Raw genomic sequence first — 19,007 nt, forward strand, 5'->3', positions numbered from 1 at the left:
GCCGCCACTCTTGCAGTTCGGGGAGTCCCCACAGTCGGGATCAGCGACAGTGCATTCTCACCGCTTTCGGACCTTTCGAATGTGCGGTTCGAGGTGGCGGAGTCAGATTTTGGAGGATTGCCCTCCCTGGCTGCCAGCACGTCCCTGGTGGCCGCGCTGGCTATTCGCGTCGCGGAGATCCGTCATCAAAAGTAGGGCCCGACATTTATGCTATAAACATTTCATCTTGACCAAAAAAGACCAGTGTTTCAAATACGAAAGGGCCATTTCATAGCTAGGAGGTCGCTTTGGTTGAGATCGCCAGAGCTAGGCAGCTCGATGTTGTCACCATCGGTCGGGCTTCTGTGGACCTTTACGGCCTGCAGATTGGCTCGCGGCTCGAAGACGTCGCCTCCTTTGCCAAATCGGTTGGCGGGTGTCCGGCTAACATAGCGGTCGGCACGGCGCAGCTCGGCCTGCCTTCGGCGCTGCTGAGCCGCGTCGGCGGCGAGCAAATGGGATCCTTCATCCGCGAGCAACTGATACGTCAGGGTGTGAATGTCGAGGCGCTGAAGAGCGATCCGGACCGACTGAGTGCGCTGGTCCTGCTCGCCGTCGAGGACGAAGGCGTTTCGCCGATGATTTTCGTCCGCCCGGATCGCGCCGACATGGCGCTCTCGCCTGAGGACGTCGATCGGAGCTTCATTGCCTCCGCGCGATCAATCGTGGTGACCGGTACGCACTTCTCCGCTCCGGAAGCCGCCCAGCTCAAGGCGATCAAGGCGTCGGGTGGCAAGGTGGTGTTTGACATCGATTGCCGGCCGAACCTGTGGGGCCTTGCCGGGTATGCGGCCGAACGCTATGTGAAATCGGATGCCGTTTCCAACAAGCTTCGTGCCGTGCTCGCCGACTGCGACCTAATCGTTGGGACCGAGGAGGAAATTCGAATAGCCACCGGAGAGGATGACGTTGTTGGCTCTTTGAAGGCGATACGGGCGCTTTCCGATGCGACCATCGTGCTGAAGCGGGGCGCCATGGGCTGTGTCGTCTATGATGGCAACATCAGCGACAATCTCGAGGATGGCATTTTCGGCGAGGGCTTCCCTATCGAAGTCTTCAGCGTGCTCGGCTCCGGCGACGCCTTCATGTCGGGCTTCCTGCGCGGCTGGCTGGGCGGTGAAAGCCTCGCCACGGCAGCGACCTGGCGAATGCCTGCGGCGCATTTGCCGTGTCGCGGCTGCTATGCGCGCCCGAGTATCCAACGTTCGAGGAGCTACGATATTTCCTCGAGCACGGCAGCCCGTTCACCGCGCTGCGCAAGGACGAGACGATCAACCACATCCATTGGGCCACGACGCGACGGCGCGAGATCCCCTCGGTCATGGCGCTGGCGTGCGATCACCGCAGCCAGCTCGAGGAGGTCGCCGTGAGGGTGGACGCAGAGCCCTCGCGCATCAATGCCTTCAAGGTGTTGGCGGTAAAGGCAGCAGTCCGAGTGGCTGCCGGACGCGACGACTACGGTATGCTGATCGACGAGCGCTTCGGCCGCGAAGCGTTGTTCGAATTCGCGCGCCATCCGTTCTCCTGGCTCGGCCGGCCGGTCGAGCTGCCAGGTTCGCGGCCGCTGCGTTTCGAGTTCTCACAGGACATCGGATCTCAGTTGATCGGCTGGCCGCTCGATCACTGCATCAAGTGCTTGTGCTTCTGTCATGCCGACGATCCCGCGCCACTGAAGAAGGAACAGCAGGAAAAGCTTCGCGCGCTCTTCGACGCATCGCACAAGGTCGGCCGCGAGTTCCTCATCGAGATTATCGCCGGCAAGCACGGCACGCTGCAGGACGACACGATCCCGCGCGCACTCGACGAACTCTACGCGCTGGGCATCAAGCCGGAGTGGTGGAAGCTTGAACCGCAGGTTTCCGCCACCGCCTGGGTACGGATCGAAGCGACCATCGTCAAGCACGCCTCTTGGTGCAGGGGCGTTATGCTGCTCGGACTGGAAGCACCGCAGGACCAGCTCGAGGCAGCGTTTGTGGCGACGGCGCACGTTCCGATCATCAAGGGCTTCGCCGTCGGGCGCACGATCATCGCCCATGCCGCCGAAGAGTGGTTGGCGGGCAAGATGTCAGATGAGGAGGCGATCGCCAACATGGCCGCTCGTTTCGAGCGACTGAGCCAAGCATGGCTAGCCTCCCGCGAGCGCAAGGCGGCATAAACTTCTGCTGGAGCAATTTCATGCCCAAGACGACCCGCTTGACGATGGCACAAGCCCTCATACGTTTCATGACGTGCCAGCGGACCAAAATTGATGGCAGGGTGGTACCGATCTTCGGCGGCGTCTGGGCGATCTTCGGTCACGGCAACGTCGCCGGTCTGGGCGAAGCACTTTATGCCGTGCGTTACAAACAGCCGACTTTCCGTGCTCACAATGAACAAGCGATGGCGCATGCGGCGATCGCCTACGGCAAGGCGAATTTCCGCCGCCGTTTCATGGCAGTGACGACCTCGATCGGACCAGGCGCACTCAATCTGTTGACCGCCGCAGGCATGGCATACGTCAACCGCTTGCCTGTCCTGCTGTTGCCCGGCGACGCCTTCGCTAACCGCATCCCGGACCCGGTTTTGCAGCAAGCCGAGAATTTCACCGACGGCACGGCGACCGTGAACGACTGCTTCAGGCCGGTGTCTCGCTATTTTGACCGTATCGTTCGACCTGAACAGATCATTCCGGCGTTGAACCGGGCTATGCAGGTGTTGACCGACCCGGCCGAATGCGGGCCGGTGACGCTGGCATTGTGCCAGGACGTGCAGGCGGAAGCCTACGACTACCCCGAGAGCTTTTTCGAGGAGCGGATGTGGATGCCAAGACGTCCGCGCGCCGATTTGGGCGAGCTCACAGTAGCAGCCGAGGCGCTGATGGCTGCGGAGAAGCCGTTGATCATCGCCGGCGGGGGCGTGCTCTATTCCGAGGCGTCCGCCGCGCTGACAAACTTCGCCGAGGCAACGGGAATTCCTGTCTGCGAAACCCAAGCCGGCAAGTCGTCGTTGCCGGATGACCATCCCTTGAACATGGGCGCCATCGGCGTCACCGGTACATCGGCGTCCAACCGCCTTGCCGAGGAGGCCGACCTGATCCTGGCGGTCGGTACGCGCCTGCAGGATTTCACCACGGGGTCGTGGGCATTGTTCAAGAACGACGGGAAAACCATCGTCGGCCTCAACGTACAACCGTTCGACGCCCACAAGCATCGCGCGCTGCCACTCGTGACGGATGCGCGCGGAGGACTGGACGAGCTTCTGGCCGCGTTGAAGGGCTACAAAGCACCCGTGCGCTGGACCGGCAAGGCGGAGAAGGGCAAGACCACTTGGCAGGTGGAAGCAGACACCGCGCGAGCCAGCACGAATGCACAGTTTCCGTCTGACGCACAGGTCATTGGCGCACTCGATCGCGTTTTTGGATCGTACGTCGTGCTGGTGCAGGCTGCAGGCAGTCTCCCCGGCGAGTTGCACAAATTGTGGAAGGCGAGCCGTCCCGGCTCCTATCACGTCGATTATGGCTTCTCGACTATGGGTTATGAGATCGCGGCGGGCCTTGGCGTCAAGCTGGCGCGGCCCAACGAGCAGATCGTAATCCCGGTCGGCGACGGTTCGTATCTGATGCTGAATTCTGAGATCGCCACCTCCGTCATGCTGGGCCTGAAGCTCACCATCGTCGTACTCGACAACGGCGGGTTCAGCTGCATCAACCGGCTCCAGATGGCAACCGGCGGCGCTAACTTTAATAATCTGTTGAAGGACAGCCAGCACGATACGCTGCCGAAGATTGACTTTGCTGCACATGCCGCGAGCATGGGCGCATTCTCGGAACATGTAGCATCGATCGCCGAGCTGGAAGCAGCTCTGGAGAAATCGAAAGTGAACGACCGCACCACCGTCATCGTGATCGATACGGATCCTCTCGTCACGACCGAGGCTGGCGGACACTGGTGGGATGTCGTGGTTCCGGAAGTCAGCTCGCGCGAGCAGGTGCAGGAAGCGCGCAAGGCCTATGAGCAAGCAGTGAAGCAACAACGCGTCGGGAATTAGAAGTGGCAATGCACCTTTGCGCGAATTCCCATCCATCCATCGCTCGACGATGTCGCGGGTTGCAGAAGCATCGCCGCTGGTCCGCCGGACAGTCCCGCCCTTCGGCAAGCCGAGAACCAGCGAACTGCGACGCAGAGATGAGAATTGGCTCAGGGCTCTCCTAGGCTGATAGGAGTATCACGTGAAGGCCAAACTGGGCATATCCCCCATCGCGTGGTGGAATGACGATCTTCCCGAATTGAGCGACGATGTTTCGCTTGAAGAATGTTTACGCCAATCTCGCTCGGCCGGCTTCACCGGCATCGAGAAGGGCCGCCGCTTCCCCGACGATCCGACGGTCATGTCGTCGATTCTAAAGATGGTTAACGTTGCGCTGTGCGGCGGCTGGTTCTCTGGCACGCTCGTCAACGAAGACATCGCGACCAACAAGCATCGCATCCAGCCAATGATTGATCTGTTCAAGGCCGTGAACGCACCCTGCATCGTCTATGGTGAAGTTGGCCATTCGATCCAGAGCGATCGCTCAAGGCCTCTAGCGACCAAGCCAGTGCTGAGCGACGCCGACATGAAGGCCTATGCCAGGAGGATGACCGAGTTTGGTGAATGGTGCGCTGGGCAGGGCATGCCGCTCTCCTACCATCATCACATGGCCGCGGTTGTGCAGTTCGAGCACGAACTTGATACCTTTATGAAGTGTTCGGGAGAAGGCATCCCGTTGCTGTTCGACGCTGGCCACTTGGCCTTCGCGGGCGGCGACGTGCTGCGCGTCATCGACAACCACCACAAGCGCATCAACCACGTGCATGTGAAGGATATCCGCGGCCCCGTCATCAAAGCGCTCGATTGGAGGACGCAATCTTTCCTCGACGCCGTCGCGCTGGGCGCCTTCACTGTTCCCGGCGACGGCTCGCTGGATTTCGGCGCAATCGTGCAGAAGCTCGCTGGCTATGGCTATGAGGGCTGGTTCGTTGTTGAGGCCGAGCAGGATCCGAGGAAGAATCCGCCGCTCAGAATGGCCGAAATGGGCTATGCCGAACTCATGCGGGTGACGACCAAGGCGGGCTATGTTGTGGAAGCCCCGACCTTTCCCTGGCGCTGACTGGCAATTGGGATGCTTTTCCGTTGCCGGCAGCTTTCGTGTACGAATGGCTCAGTTGCCCACATCGACGTACCGGGATGATGTGATGGATAACAGCGAACATCCCTTTTACCTCCTGGCTGGGACTGGCGCCGAGCAACAAGGTCTCCGGCGGCAAAATGCTCTCGTCCCGAACGCGCCGATCCGGCGGCCGAGCGGCGGCACTTCTGCGCCTTGCTGCCGTGACCGTGGGGCGTACAGACACTGCGCTCGGCGCCTTTTATAGACGGCTCTCAGTGCGCATCGGCAAGGCCAAGGCCGTGACCGCCACGGCCCGGAAGATCGCAGTTCTGTTCTACAATGCTGTGCGATAAGGAATGGACTATGTCGATCCCAAAGCCTCGTCCTACGAGACGCGTTACCGGACGCGAGTGGTCAACAATTTGCATCGGCGTCCAAGCCATTCGGCTTTGTTCTCCATCCCTTGGAGCCGAAAAGTAGATGCTGCCGTTTCTTAGGAATCGTTCTCCAGCGTCAGTTCGCCGATCTTGGCGTGCAGCGACTTCACATCGATGGCTGCTTGTTCCGCTCCGGAGCCGCCGCCGGGACCGAACGCATCGGCGGCCTTGCTTTCAAGCTGAGCCTTCCACGCCGTGATCTGATTGGGGTGGACGTCGAACTGCTCGGCAAGCTGAGCCAGCGTTCGATCGCCCTTCACGGCGGCGAGCGCCACCTTCGCCTTGAAGGCCGGTGTGTGGTTCCGGCGTGTTCTTCTGCTCATTGTCGCTCCTGATTCGCAGGCACAGCGTGCCCGCTGTCAGGCAGAAACTCCACTTATCGCCCTGTGCAGAATTCCGGGGCCGGCTCTGCACTCTTCTGTGCGTCAGCTTGTTGTCAGATTGCTCGCTTACCCTGCTAGCAAGTCCTAAGAAGACCGATATTGACTACAGCGCAGATCAGTCGATAAGAGCGAATCGCGTGGATAGCAGAATCACATGTTCATCCAGCCAACCCACAACGATGCGGCGAAGCCCCGTCTGGAGCAGATGGGCTTTGTTGACGTGGGGTAGAACCAGTTCGTGCTTGACCCTCGACGGTCCGATAAGTGGACGATGAACAACCAGGGTGAATGGCAGCGGGCAGACAAGCCCCGGCTGTATCTTCAAGCCGAGAGCGAGGATCCCGCTGAACGAAGTAGCGACGAAGACGAAGGATGTGTCGAGTCAGAGTCGTCCGACGATGATCTTTCTTGGTACGTGGCGCGGGCGCTCAATTTCCGCGGAGGACCGGCGGAATGAGAGTCTAGATAGACTAACGGGAATGTGCATGAAGGCTATCATGTTCCGTTTTCCGCGTGCCGGGCGCGAAGGGGATATCCCAGCCGCTCCAATCCGTTGGCTTAACGGTGCCGCCTGAGCTCCTCTGTAGGAGCATTGGTGCAGTGAAATTTCATCAGCATAAAGGAGATTGCTTGTGGGAATTTGTTGTTCAAAGCCTTCAGTAGTGGCCTCGCCTTATGATAGTTCGAGCGCCGACGGCGCATCGCACTCAACGGCCCGCAGCGCCAGCGATCGCCAATGGTCCGCGCTAATTTCGACGGCATCGGGACCGGCCCCGATGGCTCCCCGAGTCGCTCTGGGAACGTCGCCGAACACGTTGCAACAACGACGCGGTGTGGCACTACAGCGACATGAGATGCAGCAACTCGCCTACCTCATTGCGGCCATGATGACTGGCGATCCGGTCAGAAGCCCCGCTCGGATCACCGCGGCCGGTCAGACAGTGCACGACGTTCGCCTGCTGCTCAGGCACGGACGCGGCAACGTTCATGCGGATGGCGAGCCGTCCCACGGGCACAACGTCGTAGCCTCACGTCTGGCCTACCGCGGACTCGATCGCAACAACCAGATGGCATTGGCGGGCGCGCTGGGCGCAGGCTTTTGCGATCAATTCGCGCGCCTCGCTGCAGTCTCGCACGCGCCGCATTTGCGCGATGGTGAATCGGTCGTGAATGCAGGCGGCGAGGTGGAAATTATGGAACTGAACGCCGATCACACCATCTCGGCCACGCGAACTGGACACGCATGGAACGAGCTACGCCGCGGCAACGAACGCGATGGAGAGACGACCATCGTGCAGGACGGCTGGTCGAACGGCCCGGCGGTGCGGCTGAAAGACAGCGCGTGGGCGCACGTCCAGGTGGAGAGAGAGGACCTGAGTACCGACAAGGACGGCGCCCTGTGGTTGAAAGATCGCGTCGAACAACTGATACCTCTCGTCCACCCGGACGAAGACGAACACACAGCGAATTGGCTGGAGCATTTGCGCCGAAATCCCACCCAACATGATCGCTTTTTGGAAACTCAGGTAGTGTCGGCCGAGTTCGCCGCAAAAGCGAGGGAAGCCCTAGAGCAGATTCCGCGGGAACAGCAGGAGCAGTTTGTCTCGATGGCGGCGCAGGAATTCTATGGGCTGTCTCCCCATGAGGCGGGCGCCCCGCATTTTATTCACTCGGTGCTGGAACAGGTTGGGCTCCTAGACCATCAGGATCGTCCGCCGGTGGTGCCGCCGGAATATTGACGACGACTCCGTGTCGTCTCGATGGGCACTGCGTGTTGCGGCACGCGCTGCGCTTGGCGTGGGCCCGCGTGAGATCTGCGTCTAGTACCTCGTCACAGTGATTATGACTCTTTGGAAGTGGCGGGATAGGCGCCTGCCATTTTGGCGCGAGCCTTGTCTGTTGTGAACACCCATTTGATGCGGGAGCGGGCGGCATTTCGTTGTCGTTCCCAGGCGGTGATTTCGCGGCGCAGTCGCTTGGGGTCGTCAATCCTGCGATCCAGGCACTGGCCTCGCAGGACGCCGATTTCGATCTCGACCATGTTGAGCCAACTTGCGTGCTTTGGGGTGTAGTGGAACTCGAGCCGTCGCAAAATCCGCCTGGCTTCGGCGGGCGGGAACGCCTGATAGAGGGCGCCGGCGGAGTGGGTCGATAAATTGTCCTGGACGACCCGGATGATCTCGGCGTCGGGATAATGGATGTCGACGAGATCACGCATGCATTGGGCGTAATCTCGTGCCGCTCGGTGACCTTGACCTTGCGCCAGGGGCGATGCACGTCGAAGAGAACGAAGAGATTGACCGTGCCATTGCGACGATACTCATAATCGTAACGTTCGAGGTGGCCGGGCTTGGCCGGAATGGGCTGACGCACCTCGCCGATGAGTTGCACCGGGCTTTCGTCGAAGCACACCACTGGCCGTCTGGAGTCGGGCACCTCGGCATAGAGGTCGAGCACATCCTCCATGCGGGCGACGTATTCGCCGCCGACCTGCGGAATGCACCACATGTCTTTGCGCCAGGGCTTGAGGCCATTCTCGGCCAGGCGCCGCCGAACCGTCTCGTGCGACAGGCTCTTGTGTTCGGTGAGCTTGACCATCGCAGCCGCCAGCAGCTTTAGCGTCCAGCGGGCACGGCCCTTTGGGGGACTGGCGCAGGCTGTCGCCACCAGCAAGGCTTCTTCCTTGCCGTGAGTTTGCATTCCGCCCCGGGACGCGGCTCGATCAGGTGCAGCGCGGCCACCCGTTCGGCATGCCCGTCGGCCCGCGTCAGGCAGGCGTCGACCAGCAGGCCGTGGCGGTTCTCCATCAGCCCATGCCCGATGAAGCACAGCTTCGTTTCGTTGCCCTTTCCCTTGCGGTAAAGCCAGGCATCCCGATCGGTGGTCGAAGCATGGGTGCCGTTCGAGCGCTTCTGGCCATGGAAGTCCGCTTCGGCGTTGCGCCCGCCGCCTTGCGCCGGCGGCGCGCCAGAGCCATCCTTCGGCTTCACGCTCTTCATCGAGGCCCAGGCCTCGATCAGCGTGCCATCGACCGAGAAGTGATCGCTCGACAGCAGCTTCTTCACCTTGGGCTGCGCCAGCACCGCCGCGAGGAACTTGGCCGCGATGTCGCCTTCCGGCAACCGGTCGCGGTTTTTCGAGAACACCGAATGGTCCCAGGCTCCGTCGTCGACGCCAATTCCGACGAACCAGCGGAACAGCAGGTCGTATTCCAGCCGTTCGATCAAAAGCCGCTCCGAGCGGATCGCTTGCAACAGCATCGCCCGCAGCAACTTCTCCGGCTGGATCGACGGCCGCCAAATCGGCGAAGAGAGCGCGGCAAACTCGCGCTCCAGCGTCGACAGCGCCTCGTTCGCGATCGTCCGGATCGCTCGCAGCGGATGGTCACGCCGCACCCGCCTCCAGATCAACGTAGCTGAACAGCTCGCCCGTTCGATTGTCGCCGCCGCGCACGCACCATCTCCGAATCTCGTCGGAGCCAATGAATCACGGTCGCTGGTCGGCGGCGAGCACCTTTTTCAACAGCCTGCTAGAGCAGCCTGCTCATGCTACGCTCCCACCCACATATACCATTGTGTGATCGAGCTAGCCCCGGGGATGATTGTCACGAAGCGCGGGCTCATCCATTATGCACTAATGGCTATGTACTCTCAAGTTTACTCTCCATTCGGGGAGGCGCAGGAACGCACAGCTGAAGGTGCTGTACCTACCCTATATACCAGTTTGATCGATGACCTGAGTCAGCTGAATTTCGCTGATGCGGATGACCGTCGGGCATTTCCTCCGACCCTACACAGCATATTAGCAAGGCACGGACTGTTCGGGCTCACTACACGAACAGAGCACGGCGGACTAGCTCTTCCCTTGCAAGAGGCCATCGACCTCATCTCTGCCACTGCATCCTTCGATATCTCGGCCGCCTCTACCCTCGTTATCCATAACTTTCTGGCCTTGCCCTGCATCGAAGCAGCACCGCGCATCCCTGAACAAAGGCATGTCATGTGGGGTGCAACACGCGGAGACCTTTGCGCTTTCGCTTTGACAGAGCCTGGGGCTGGCTCTGCCCCGCGGCACATAGAGACTTCGGCTTTCATGCACGAGGATAGAGTTCGCATCTCTGGCCGCAAAATTTGGATTGGCCTCGCTGACTGGGCTCGCTGGATCGTTTGCTTTGCACGAGCCTCTGGTCCCGACGTGAAAGGTCGGCTCGTTGGTGTACTAGTTGATAGGCAGGCTCCGGGCTTAATGGTCACACACGAGCATCGCACACTCGGTCTACGTGGCATTATCCAGAATACTTTGGAGTTCAAGGATGTCGAGGTGCCGAGCGCTTACGTTCTTTCTCGCGATCAAGACGGCTGGGGAACAGCAGCATCCAGTATGAACCGCGGGCGCATCGGTGTGGCTGCGATGGGCCTTGGAGCCCTTGAGCGCGCTATCCAGGTCGCAGCCTCATATGCAAGACATCGTCGACTAGGTAAGCTGCGCATGATTGAGAACAGCTATATCGAGCAGCTATTCGGGCAAATGGTGCTCCGGCGGGAAGTAGTGAAGGCAATGCTAGCTGCATCCTGCCGACTTATCTCAGCGAAGGGCGCGCCCAATGTCCACCTTGCGTCGGCAACGAAGGTTTTGTCGTCGGAGTGGTGCGGCCTCGTCGCTGATCAATGCCTCCAGCTGTTGGGGGGCCGTGGTTACGATGAGGGAACGCCTGTAGCTAAAATCTATCGAGACGCTCGCATTCTCCGCATCTTCGAAGGTCCGACAGAGACGCTCCTATCACATCTCGGCCGCTGCCTTCTCTCTAGGGCCACGCGTGATGAGATAGCCGATCTTTTTCTGTCTCTTGGTGCGGCGCCGGTCCATGCTGCTGCAATTGAGGAACTCTCTGGGCTCAATGAGACAGATGGTACCGTGCTCATCTATGCCGGTTGGCTCACCACATTAGGACTTGCACAAGCAGTCATGTCTGCTGGTTGCTTCTCCGCCTCAGATTGCGCCGCTGCCGCGGCTGACCTTGTTGGTTCCGAACTAGCAACTCTCCGTACTCGCGCACCGGCACGGCTATCTTTCGAAGGCCGCGTTCGCGCTAGTCGGACACTGGATACCTTCCTTCAAGACGCAGCTTCTTCTATCCGCTCACCTGTCCTCACGAGCGATTACCTCAAGCTGGAGCAGTATGTCTGATCCCGTAGCTAACAAGGGGAGCGAGGAGGCCCGTCTTATAACTGCTGGCATTGTGAACGTCCCGATTCACGCTCGCTCTCCTCAGCGAACGCTTGGCGTCCGAAAGCCCGCTCGAAGAAAACGCTGAGCGCCTCAGCTTGCGTCCCGGCGGGGAGAGGACGGCGCCACGGTAGCCTCACTCATGGTACTTAAGGCTTCTCGTTGAAAACACATTGTGCGCGACGACGGGCTGGCATCGCAAGTATGAGGTGCGGGCGCTCCGGCGACGCGAGACGGTTGGACCGGGCCAGGTCGAGGCAACAAGAAAGCGAAGACGCAGATATGGCGCGACGATCAAGGACGCGCTGACGGCGCTGTGGGAGGCGTCGGATCGGGTGTGCGGCAAGCGGCTCAAAGTGATGATCCCGACCTTGCTGCCGGCCCTCGAGCAACATGGTCGATTGCAGCTTGGCCAGGCGGATCGTGACTGTGTTCTCTCGATCAGCCCCGCAACCATCGATCGCCTGGTCGTCGATGTGAAGATCGCGGCGAGCCGCGGCAGGCGGCGCCGTGCCGGATTCTATTCGGCAATCCGGCGCGAAGTCCTGATCCGCACGTTCAATGACTGGAACAGCCCGGTGCCCGGCTTCTGCGAGGTTGACATGGTCGCCCATGGCGGCACGTCGGTGGCAGGTTCGTTCATCCAAACTCTCACGATGGTCGATGTCGCCACCGGCTGGACAGAGTGCCTGCCGTTGCTGACGCGGGAAGGTTCACTCGTCGTCGAGGCGATCAACCGCGCACAGAGCCTGTTCCCCTGGCTGTTGCGCGGCGTGGACTTCGACAACGACAGCGCCTTCATGAACGATGTCGTCGTGCCATGGTGTCGCGAAGCTCGAAGTCACTCGCTCGCGCGCCTATAAGATGAACGATCAGGCGTTTGTCGAGCAGACGAATGGTGCCGTCGTCCGCCGCCTCATGGGCTATGGCCGCTTCGATGGCGTCGAGACGGCGCGTATGATGGGCCGCCTCTATGCGGCGGCACGGCTCTACGTCAACTTCTTCCAGCCGTCGTTCAAGCTGAAGAAGAAGCGTCGCGAAGGGGCTAAAGTGATTAAGCGCTATCATCTCCCATCGACGCCCTATGAGCGTGCCTTGGCGCATCCCAAGGTGACCGCGGCCGTGAAGAAACGGCTACGCGATCAGTATCGCTCGCTCGATCCGGTCGCGCTGTTGGCGGAGATTCGCGCAACCCAAGAGGAATTAGGCATTCGTGTCGATCGTCGTGCCGGACAGGCGCGCGGCTTGCAACCCGCTCACACTAGCATCCTGCCGGCGACCGCGGCGACGTTCGCGAAGACGCTCGGCAAGACCGCGACGGTCGACGAGCCGCGTGCCAGGCACCGGCGAACTCGTCGGCCCTATAAGACCAGAGTTCGAATGCCGTCCAAGCTAGACCCGCATATTGCCGCGATCGAAGCGTGGCTCGCAGAGCAGCCGCAGCCGACGGCGCTCGCAATTGTCGGCCAGCTGCGCGAGAAATACCCTGAGGAGTTCGGAAAGAGACAGCATTCGATTGTGCAACGTCTGCTGAGGGCGCTCAGACGGAGGGCTGCCGAACGGTTGGTCGCCCAGGGCCCGCTCGACGACGCCACAACCGCTGCCCCATTGCCCGGGGTTCTGGACGGCTCGGGCTATGTAGGGCCCGACCCGCCCACAGCCCCTCTCGTCGAGCAAACCGGGAAAGCCATCTGGCGCGACCGATTAATCGACATCGGATCGTCATCGGCAATGGCGCCATCAGGGTAACATTCGCAGATGCGGCAATACGGGGACCAATATTGCAGACGATGACGTAATTGCGGTCAGCGCTCGTGACACGAAAGCTCCATTAGAATCGAGCTCTCGCAATCAACCGATTCGGAGAAGCTGTCATGAAGCAATATGTCGGACTCGATGTCTCGCAAAAAGAAACTTCAGTATGCGTGGTCAATGAAGCGGGCGAGGTCTTGTTCGAGGGGAAAGCCAAGCCCGACCCGGGGGCGCTCACGGCACTGCTTCGCAAGCGGGCGCCACAGGCGGAGCGCATCGGCTTTGAGACCGGCGCAATGGCGAGTTGGCTGTGGCATGGACTTCGCAGGGTCGATCTTCCGGTGGTTTGCATCGACGCTCGGCATGCCCACGCGGCTTTGTCGGTACGCATGAACAAGAGCGATCAGAATGATGCTCGAGGTCTGGCCGAGCTGGTGCGGGTTGGCTGGTATCGAGAGGTCAAAGTCAAGAGCGAGGAAAGTCAGAGGATCCGCGCGATACTGTCGCGAGATCCCGGCTCGTGGCTAAGGTTCGAGATTCGGCGATAGCGCTTGTCGTGGAGATCTCGTGCCAGTAGAGCATGTATCAGCCGCGCCCGCGCCGTCTCCGCAACCACAATCCTGCGGGCATAGGCGTCGATGACAAAGGCGACGTAGACAAAACCCGTCCAGGTCGCGACATACGTGAAGTCGGAGAGCCAGAGAACGTTCGGCCTTGGCGCCTTGAACGGGCGATTGACGTGATCCAGCAGGCATGGCGCAGCCTTGTCGCTGATCGTGGTCTTGATGGGTTTGCCGTGGATCACCCTTGCAAACCCATGTTCCGCATAAGTCGCGACACCGTGCAACGGGCAACATCGAAGCCTTCGCGCTTGAGCTGGCACCAGACCTTGCGCACGCCGTAGAGGGAAAAGTTTTGATCGAAGGCGCGCCGAACCTCGATCTTCAGTGCGGCGTCCGGCTTGGCGCACGTCGACAGCCTGGCGGGATCGCGCCGTTTGGCCCCATGGGCGTGGTAGGTCGAGGGGGCGATCAGGCAACACCCGACAGATCGGCTCGACCCCATGCGCCCCACGATGATCGTCAATGAAGGCGATCATGGCTTGGACCGGCGGTCGAGCTCCGCCATCGCAAAATAAGCGCTCGCCTTGCGCAGGATCTCGTTGGCCTGTCGAAGCTCACGGTTCTCCCGTTCCAGGGCCTTCAGCTTCTCGGCCATCTCCGTCGGAACGCCGTCCGCTGTCCGCTGTCGATCTCGACCTTCTTGACCCAGTCATGTAGCGTCTGCGGTGTGCAGCCAATCTTGGCGGCAATCGATCTCACCGCCGCCCACCGCGAAGGGTGCTCGCTGGCGTGATCCGGAACCATCCGAACCGCACGGGCCCGAACCTCGGGTGAAAACTTGTTCGTCGTCTTGCTCGTCATGGCTCCATCCTCTCGGGAGTTGGAGCCTCCGGCAAACCCGGGGCGGTTCAGACTGCAACAAAAGTGAGTCAGAGCCAATTTTTACGTCGCCCGACAGCGCTCGTCAGGTACTCGACAGCTTCCTCTCATAGCAAAAATTGTGGGGAAGAACATCCGAGTGGCCGACTGCCTGCGGCGCGGACGGTTCGGACCCACGGTGGTTTGTTGCTGGATCCAACGTTGAGAGCTCATTCTGTGCCGCGGATTTGGTCGCCGCGCTGCCGTCTCGATTGCCCCGCGCATGAGATCCAAACCGAGCTCTGATTCGCCTACATCTTCGAAAGTGAGAACGGATGGATTTCACCTCAACTAGCCGACTGCAGCAACAATCGAACAGCGCCGCCCAGCAAGAGACTGCACCGGTGTCCCCGTCGACAGACGCGGCGGCCTTTGAGCGGCAGCTAAGCGAGATCACCCGTCCAGGTGATGGTGTGCTGATGCAGGCCCCCCCCCATCAAGTCGCCGCATCGCCATCGGAGGCGCAGCCCATCATGCAGGCGAGCGGGCACGAATGCCCTCCAGCGTCGCAGGATGGAGGCGGCGGGCCAATGCCAGGCGCCTCGGCGCTGCAGCCTGGCCAGTCAGCAGAGGTTTACGGTACCCGCAGGCGTCCTCTTTATTCCCAAGATGCTGACCTTATTTTGGGGCTTGAGGAGGCCCTCATCAAAGGGGGGGCTGTCAAACGCACTGCCAAGGAGAATGTAGGTCATCTTCTCAGATTGGGCCGCTGGCTCTTTGAAAACAAAAAGCAGGCCATTGCTGCTCGGCTCGACGACGAGTCGTTGACCGTTGATGCGTGCGAGTTCTTCGGAAAGGGTAATCCCACGAGACTCCTTACGGCAATAGGTCATCTCCGGACCTCGCAGTCGACGGGCGGAATCGTGCCGATCGCAGACCGCGCTAAGCTGAATCCTTATCCCCAGGACGCGGCTCTCATCGAAGAGTACAAAAACGAAGCAACGACAGGTACCGTCAGTACCTATGCATTTACCCTTAGCAGTTTCAGTGACTACCTGCGTAAAAACAACAAGAAGGGCATTGCTGCTCGGCTTTCCGGCAAGGCGTTGGATGGAGATGTCGGAGACTATAAGAAGGACGTCGGTGGTAATAGGCGGATCGGTGCCGCACTGGCTCATCTCCGAAAATCGCGGGCCGGCGCTAAAGCGATGGAGCTCGAGCGCCATATTTCTCCCGGTCCTGATCCCGAACGCGCGGCCCTGATGGAGCCGAGGCGGGTCAGCGACGCCGCTGCGGAGCACCGCGCGTCGCAGGAAGCTGGCAGTTGGCCAGAGAAGCTTCCTGCAGAAGGCTACGATCAGGATTTGGTTTTGGGGCTGATGGACGAACCCGGTCCGTCGCACTCGGCGCTGCAGCCGGCTCAGTCAACTGGAGTTTTGAGAAGGCAGAGGAAGCAGCCACTTTATTCCGAGGATGGTCCCCTTATTTCGGGGCTTGAGAAGGCCCTCATCAAGAGCGGGGCCACCGAAATCAGCGCCAAGGCCAATGTATATTCTCTTCGCAGCTTTGGCCGCTGGCTTGTCGCAAATAACAAAGAGTCCATTGCTGCTCGGCTCGACGACGAGTCGTTGACCATTGATGCGCGCGAGTTCTTCGGAAAGGGTAATCCCACGAGACTCCTTAAGGCAATAGATCATCTCCGGACCTCGCAGTCGACGGGCGGAATCGTGCCGATCGCAGACCGCGCTAAGCTGAATCCGTATCCCAAGGACGCGGCTCTCATCAAAGAGTACAAAAACGAAGCAACGACAGGTACCGCCAGTACCTATGCAGTTGTTCTTAACAGTTTCAGTGACTACCTGCGTGAAAACAACAAGAAGGGCATTGCTGCTCGGCTTTCCGGCAAGGCGTTGGATGGAGATGTCGAGAGCTATAGGAAAGACGCCGCCGGGGGTAATCGGAATATCGGTGCCGCACTGACCCATCTCCGAAAATCGTCGGCCGGCGCTAAGGCGATGGAGCTCGAGCGCCATATTTCCCCCTTTCCTGATCCCGAAGACGCGGCCCTGACGGAGCCGAGGCGGGTCGGCGACGCCGCTGCGGAGCACCGCGCGTCGCAGGAAGCTGGCAGTTGGCCAGAGGAGCTGCTTCCTGCGGAAGCCCACGATCAGGATTTGCTTTGGGGGCTGATGGACGAACCCGGCCCGCCGTCCTCGGCGCTGCAGCCGGCTCGATCAACTGGGGTTCGCAGGAAGCAGCCTCTTTATTCCGAGGACGCTCCCCTTATTTCGGAGCTTGAGGAGGCCCTCATCAAGGGCGGGGCCGCTGAAGCCACCACCAAGGATTATGCAGGTTCTCTTCGCAGGTTTGGCCGCTGGCTCTTCGAAAATGACAAAAAGGGCATTGCTGCTCGGCTCGACGACGAGTCGTTGACCATTGATGCGCGCGAGTTCATCGGAAAGGGTGATCCCGCGAAACTCCTTGCGGCAATAGATCATCTCCGGACCTCGCAGTCGACGGGCGGGATCGTGCCGATCGCAGGCCGCGCTAAGCTGAATCCTTATCCCCAGGACGTGGCTCTCATCAAAGAGTACAAAAACAAAGCTGCGACAGGTACCGTACGTACCTATGCAGTTGTTCTTAACAGTTTCAGTGACTACCTGCGTGAAAACAACAAGAAGGGCATTGCGGCTCGGCTTTCCGGCAAGGCGTTGGATGGAGATGTCGAGAGCTATAGGAAGGACGCCGGGGGTAATCGGAATATCGGTGCCGCACTGGCTGATCTCCGAAAATCGCAGGCTGGCGCTAAAGCGATGGAGCGCGAGCGCCATATTTCCCCCGTTCCTGATCCCGAAGACGCGGCACTGATGGAGCCGATGCCCGTCGGCGGCGCCGCTGCGCAGCACAGCGCGTCGCAGGACGCGGGCAGTTGGCCAAAGGAGCTGCTTCCTGTAGAAGGCTACGATCAGGATTTGCTTTGGGAGCTGATGGACGAACCCGGCCCGTCGTCATCTCTTCTTGAGCCAGCCGCGCGCCATGACCAGTCATCGGATCCCGGAGAGTCCATTCGTCCCTTGAATTGGGGCTCCGACCGCCAGCAGTTCCCGGACGAGCCGATCGGTGCACTTGCCAAGAGCAACCTCCTGCCAAGCGAGGAGGTCGTCATCAACGATGAGCATGACACAGCTGAATTGAGGCCAGCGAAGAGGCCGAGGACCCTAGACAATCTGCACGGCGTTGCCATTGAGCGGCAACTGAGCGAGATCGTCGCTTCAGGCGGTCGCCTGCTGACGTCGGCCCCCACCCATCAACTGGGTGCATCGCCATGGCAGGCGCAGCCGACGATGCAGGGGAGTGGGTACCAAGATGCCACGGCGCTGCAGCGAGCTGTCAGTCGGCCATTGGTCCTCCCGGAAGGTTATAATCAGGATCTGCGTTTGATGGTGGAAGACGGCCCACCGTGGCCCGGGGTTCCCCCGGAGCAGGCGCAGGACATAGTCCAAGCTGGACAGCAGGAACCTGCCTGGTCCGCCTCAACCTGGTCGCCGCAGATGCCGCTCAACTTTGATTGGAGTATGTGGCCGATGCTGGAAGCATCGCCAGCGCAGGCTGCCAGGGCTCGTTCAAGCACCTACGCTGGTCTTGAGCCATTTCTTGCTCTGAATGCGCCGACACCGTCCGAGTTGGGCGACGACGCTCACTTTGCGCCAGCGCACTCTACCAGGGCTCCCTCAGACATCTACGCTGGTCTTGAGCCATTTCTTGCTCTGAATGCGCCGACACCGTCCGAGTTGCGCGACGATGCTCACTTTGAGCCAGCGCAGGCTGCCGGGGCTCGCTCAAGCACCTACGGCGGTCCTCCATTGGTTGATCTGACTGCGGCCACGCCGTCTGAATCACGCGGCGATGTTAATTCTGTGCCGGCGTTTCCGAGCACCTCCTACGATGCTCAGATCGGGGCTTTAGGTCCGACAGCCTCGCCTCACGGCCGCGGGCTGGTGCTCGAGGACACGGAATGGCTGGGCGACGAGCATGTCCTGAGAGATTACCAGCTCCTGGCGCAAGAGTTGGGGGGGGACAATCCGAATCTCGCCGCCCGGACGCGGTTCGTGGATCCTCTCATAACCCTTGTTAGCCTGCGCTTGGGCACCGAGAGCGAAATGCTACGCGCATTCCAGCGCATCGTCCATGATCAGAATGGTGACGACACAGCCGACTTCCTGTTCCTGCCAGTGAACAATGCCCGTGCTACGAATCTCCCCGGCACCCATTGGTCGTTGCTGTTTGTTGATCGCCGCGACCGCGAAAGGCCGGTTGCCTATCGCTACGACTCCATGGGGGAATACAACAACACGCCCGCAGCAGAGCTCGCAGCAAGGCTGGGCGCCCGCCTGGAGTCACGCGGCATGACCCAGCAGCTGAACACTTACGATTGCGGCGTCTTCGTGGTCGACGGCACGCGGGCGCTGGTTAGGCAATTGGAGCAAGGACGAGCACCACACCTGCTGAACCTCAGCAGCCTCGTTGCCAATCGGCAGGCGCTGCAGAACCGACTCGGGGGCTGATGTCGCTCAATCCGCCATCGCAACCGGTAGAGGGCAATGACGTCAGCAGCCGTGAAGTC

At 60.5% G+C, this 19,007-nt stretch carries 7 protein-coding genes, 7 pseudogenes and 1 other annotated feature; of the genes and pseudogenes, 10 read left to right on the forward strand and 4 right to left on the reverse strand.

From position 1 onward, the window contains the following. Positions 1-287 precede the first annotated feature (287 nt). The 4 genes and pseudogenes from HAP47_RS34790 to HAP47_RS41765 all read left to right on the forward strand — a co-directional run. A pseudogene (locus HAP47_RS34790) lies at positions 288-2,194 on the forward strand (bifunctional 5-dehydro-2-deoxygluconokinase/5-dehydro-2-deoxyphosphogluconate aldolase). Positions 2,195-2,214: 20 nt separating this feature from the next. Beyond that, positions 2,215-4,065, forward strand: coding sequence for a 3D-(3,5/4)-trihydroxycyclohexane-1,2-dione acylhydrolase (decyclizing) (gene iolD, locus HAP47_RS34795; RefSeq protein ID WP_173640796.1), 1,851 nt, complete (start codon positions 2,215-2,217; stop codon positions 4,063-4,065). A 181-nt stretch (positions 4,066-4,246) separates the two neighbouring features. Next, entirely contained in the window at positions 4,247-5,164 is a 918-nt protein-coding gene (iolE, locus tag HAP47_RS34800) for a myo-inosose-2 dehydratase (RefSeq protein WP_173640795.1), read from the forward strand. A gap of 107 nt (positions 5,165-5,271) precedes the next feature. Then, positions 5,272-5,627 (forward strand): annotated as a pseudogene (locus tag HAP47_RS41765) (transposase); the annotation flags it as partial. Between the two features lie 36 nt (positions 5,628-5,663). Here the strand turns inward: HAP47_RS41765 and HAP47_RS34810 are convergent. Continuing rightward, positions 5,664-5,924: pseudogene (locus tag HAP47_RS34810) on the reverse strand (transposase); the annotation flags it as partial. 914 nt (positions 5,925-6,838) lie between these two features. Here HAP47_RS34810 and HAP47_RS34815 point away from each other — a divergent pair. Beyond that, entirely contained in the window at positions 6,839-7,723 is an 885-nt protein-coding gene (locus tag HAP47_RS34815) for a type III secretion protein (RefSeq protein WP_173640794.1), read from the forward strand. A 101-nt stretch (positions 7,724-7,824) separates the two neighbouring features. On the opposite strand, the pseudogene HAP47_RS34820 reads toward HAP47_RS34815, so the two are convergent. Together HAP47_RS34820 and HAP47_RS34825 are read right to left on the reverse strand one after the other, a co-directional pair. Beyond that, positions 7,825-8,704, reverse strand: a pseudogene (locus tag HAP47_RS34820) (IS630 family transposase); the annotation flags it as partial. After that, positions 8,690-9,437, reverse strand: a pseudogene (locus tag HAP47_RS34825) (transposase); the annotation flags it as partial. The pseudogenes HAP47_RS34825 and HAP47_RS34820, both read right to left, overlap by 15 nt. 144 nt (positions 9,438-9,581) lie before the next feature. On the opposite strand from HAP47_RS34825, the gene HAP47_RS34830 reads away from it, so the two are divergent. From HAP47_RS34830 to HAP47_RS34845, 4 genes and pseudogenes are all read left to right on the forward strand, one after another. Next, the gene (locus HAP47_RS34830) at positions 9,582-11,171 is read left to right on the forward strand and encodes an acyl-CoA dehydrogenase family protein (protein ID WP_176396267.1); all 1,590 of its coding nucleotides are present in this window, start codon (positions 9,582-9,584) and stop codon (positions 11,169-11,171) included. 395 nt (positions 11,172-11,566) lie between these two features. Further along, entirely contained in the window at positions 11,567-12,073 is a 507-nt protein-coding gene (locus tag HAP47_RS34835) for a hypothetical protein (RefSeq protein ID WP_210285310.1), read from the forward strand. A 1-nt stretch (position 12,074) separates the two neighbouring features. Further along, positions 12,075-12,959, forward strand: a complete 885-nt coding sequence (locus tag HAP47_RS34840) for a hypothetical protein (protein ID WP_173640790.1) — start codon at positions 12,075-12,077, stop codon at positions 12,957-12,959. A 125-nt stretch (positions 12,960-13,084) separates the two neighbouring features. Next, a pseudogene (locus HAP47_RS34845) lies at positions 13,085-13,500 on the forward strand (IS110 family transposase); the annotation flags it as partial. Here the strand turns inward: HAP47_RS34845 and HAP47_RS34850 are convergent. Beyond that, positions 13,483-14,386 (reverse strand): annotated as a pseudogene (locus HAP47_RS34850) (IS3 family transposase); the annotation flags it as partial. The pseudogenes HAP47_RS34845 and HAP47_RS34850 sit on opposite strands and share 18 nt — an antisense overlap. Next, positions 13,986-14,103 (reverse strand) — a sequence feature (AL1L pseudoknot). It overlaps the preceding pseudogene by 118 nt. A gap of 332 nt (positions 14,387-14,718) precedes the next feature. On the opposite strand from HAP47_RS34850, the gene HAP47_RS34855 reads away from it, so the two are divergent. Further along, on the forward strand, positions 14,719-18,948 hold the full coding sequence (locus HAP47_RS34855) for a Ulp1 family isopeptidase (protein ID WP_176396265.1): 4,230 nt from the start codon (positions 14,719-14,721) through the stop codon (positions 18,946-18,948). Positions 18,949-19,007 lie beyond the last annotated feature (59 nt).

Source organism: Bradyrhizobium sp. 41S5, from assembly GCF_011516665.3.
Taxonomy (GTDB): Bacteria; Pseudomonadota; Alphaproteobacteria; order Rhizobiales; family Xanthobacteraceae; genus Bradyrhizobium; species Bradyrhizobium quebecense.

Coding starts and splice junctions, on each gene's coding strand:
- iolD (WP_173640796.1), top strand. CDS start 2,215: ATGCCCAAGACGACCCGCTTGACGATGGCACAAGCCCTCATACGTTTC.
- HAP47_RS34815 (WP_173640794.1), top strand. CDS start 6,839: ATGCAGCAACTCGCCTACCTCATTGCGGCCATGATGACTGGCGATCCG.
- HAP47_RS34830 (WP_176396267.1), top strand. CDS start 9,582: ATGATTGTCACGAAGCGCGGGCTCATCCATTATGCACTAATGGCTATG.
- HAP47_RS34840 (WP_173640790.1), top strand. CDS start 12,075: ATGAACGATCAGGCGTTTGTCGAGCAGACGAATGGTGCCGTCGTCCGC.
- HAP47_RS34855 (WP_176396265.1), top strand. CDS start 14,719: ATGGATTTCACCTCAACTAGCCGACTGCAGCAACAATCGAACAGCGCC.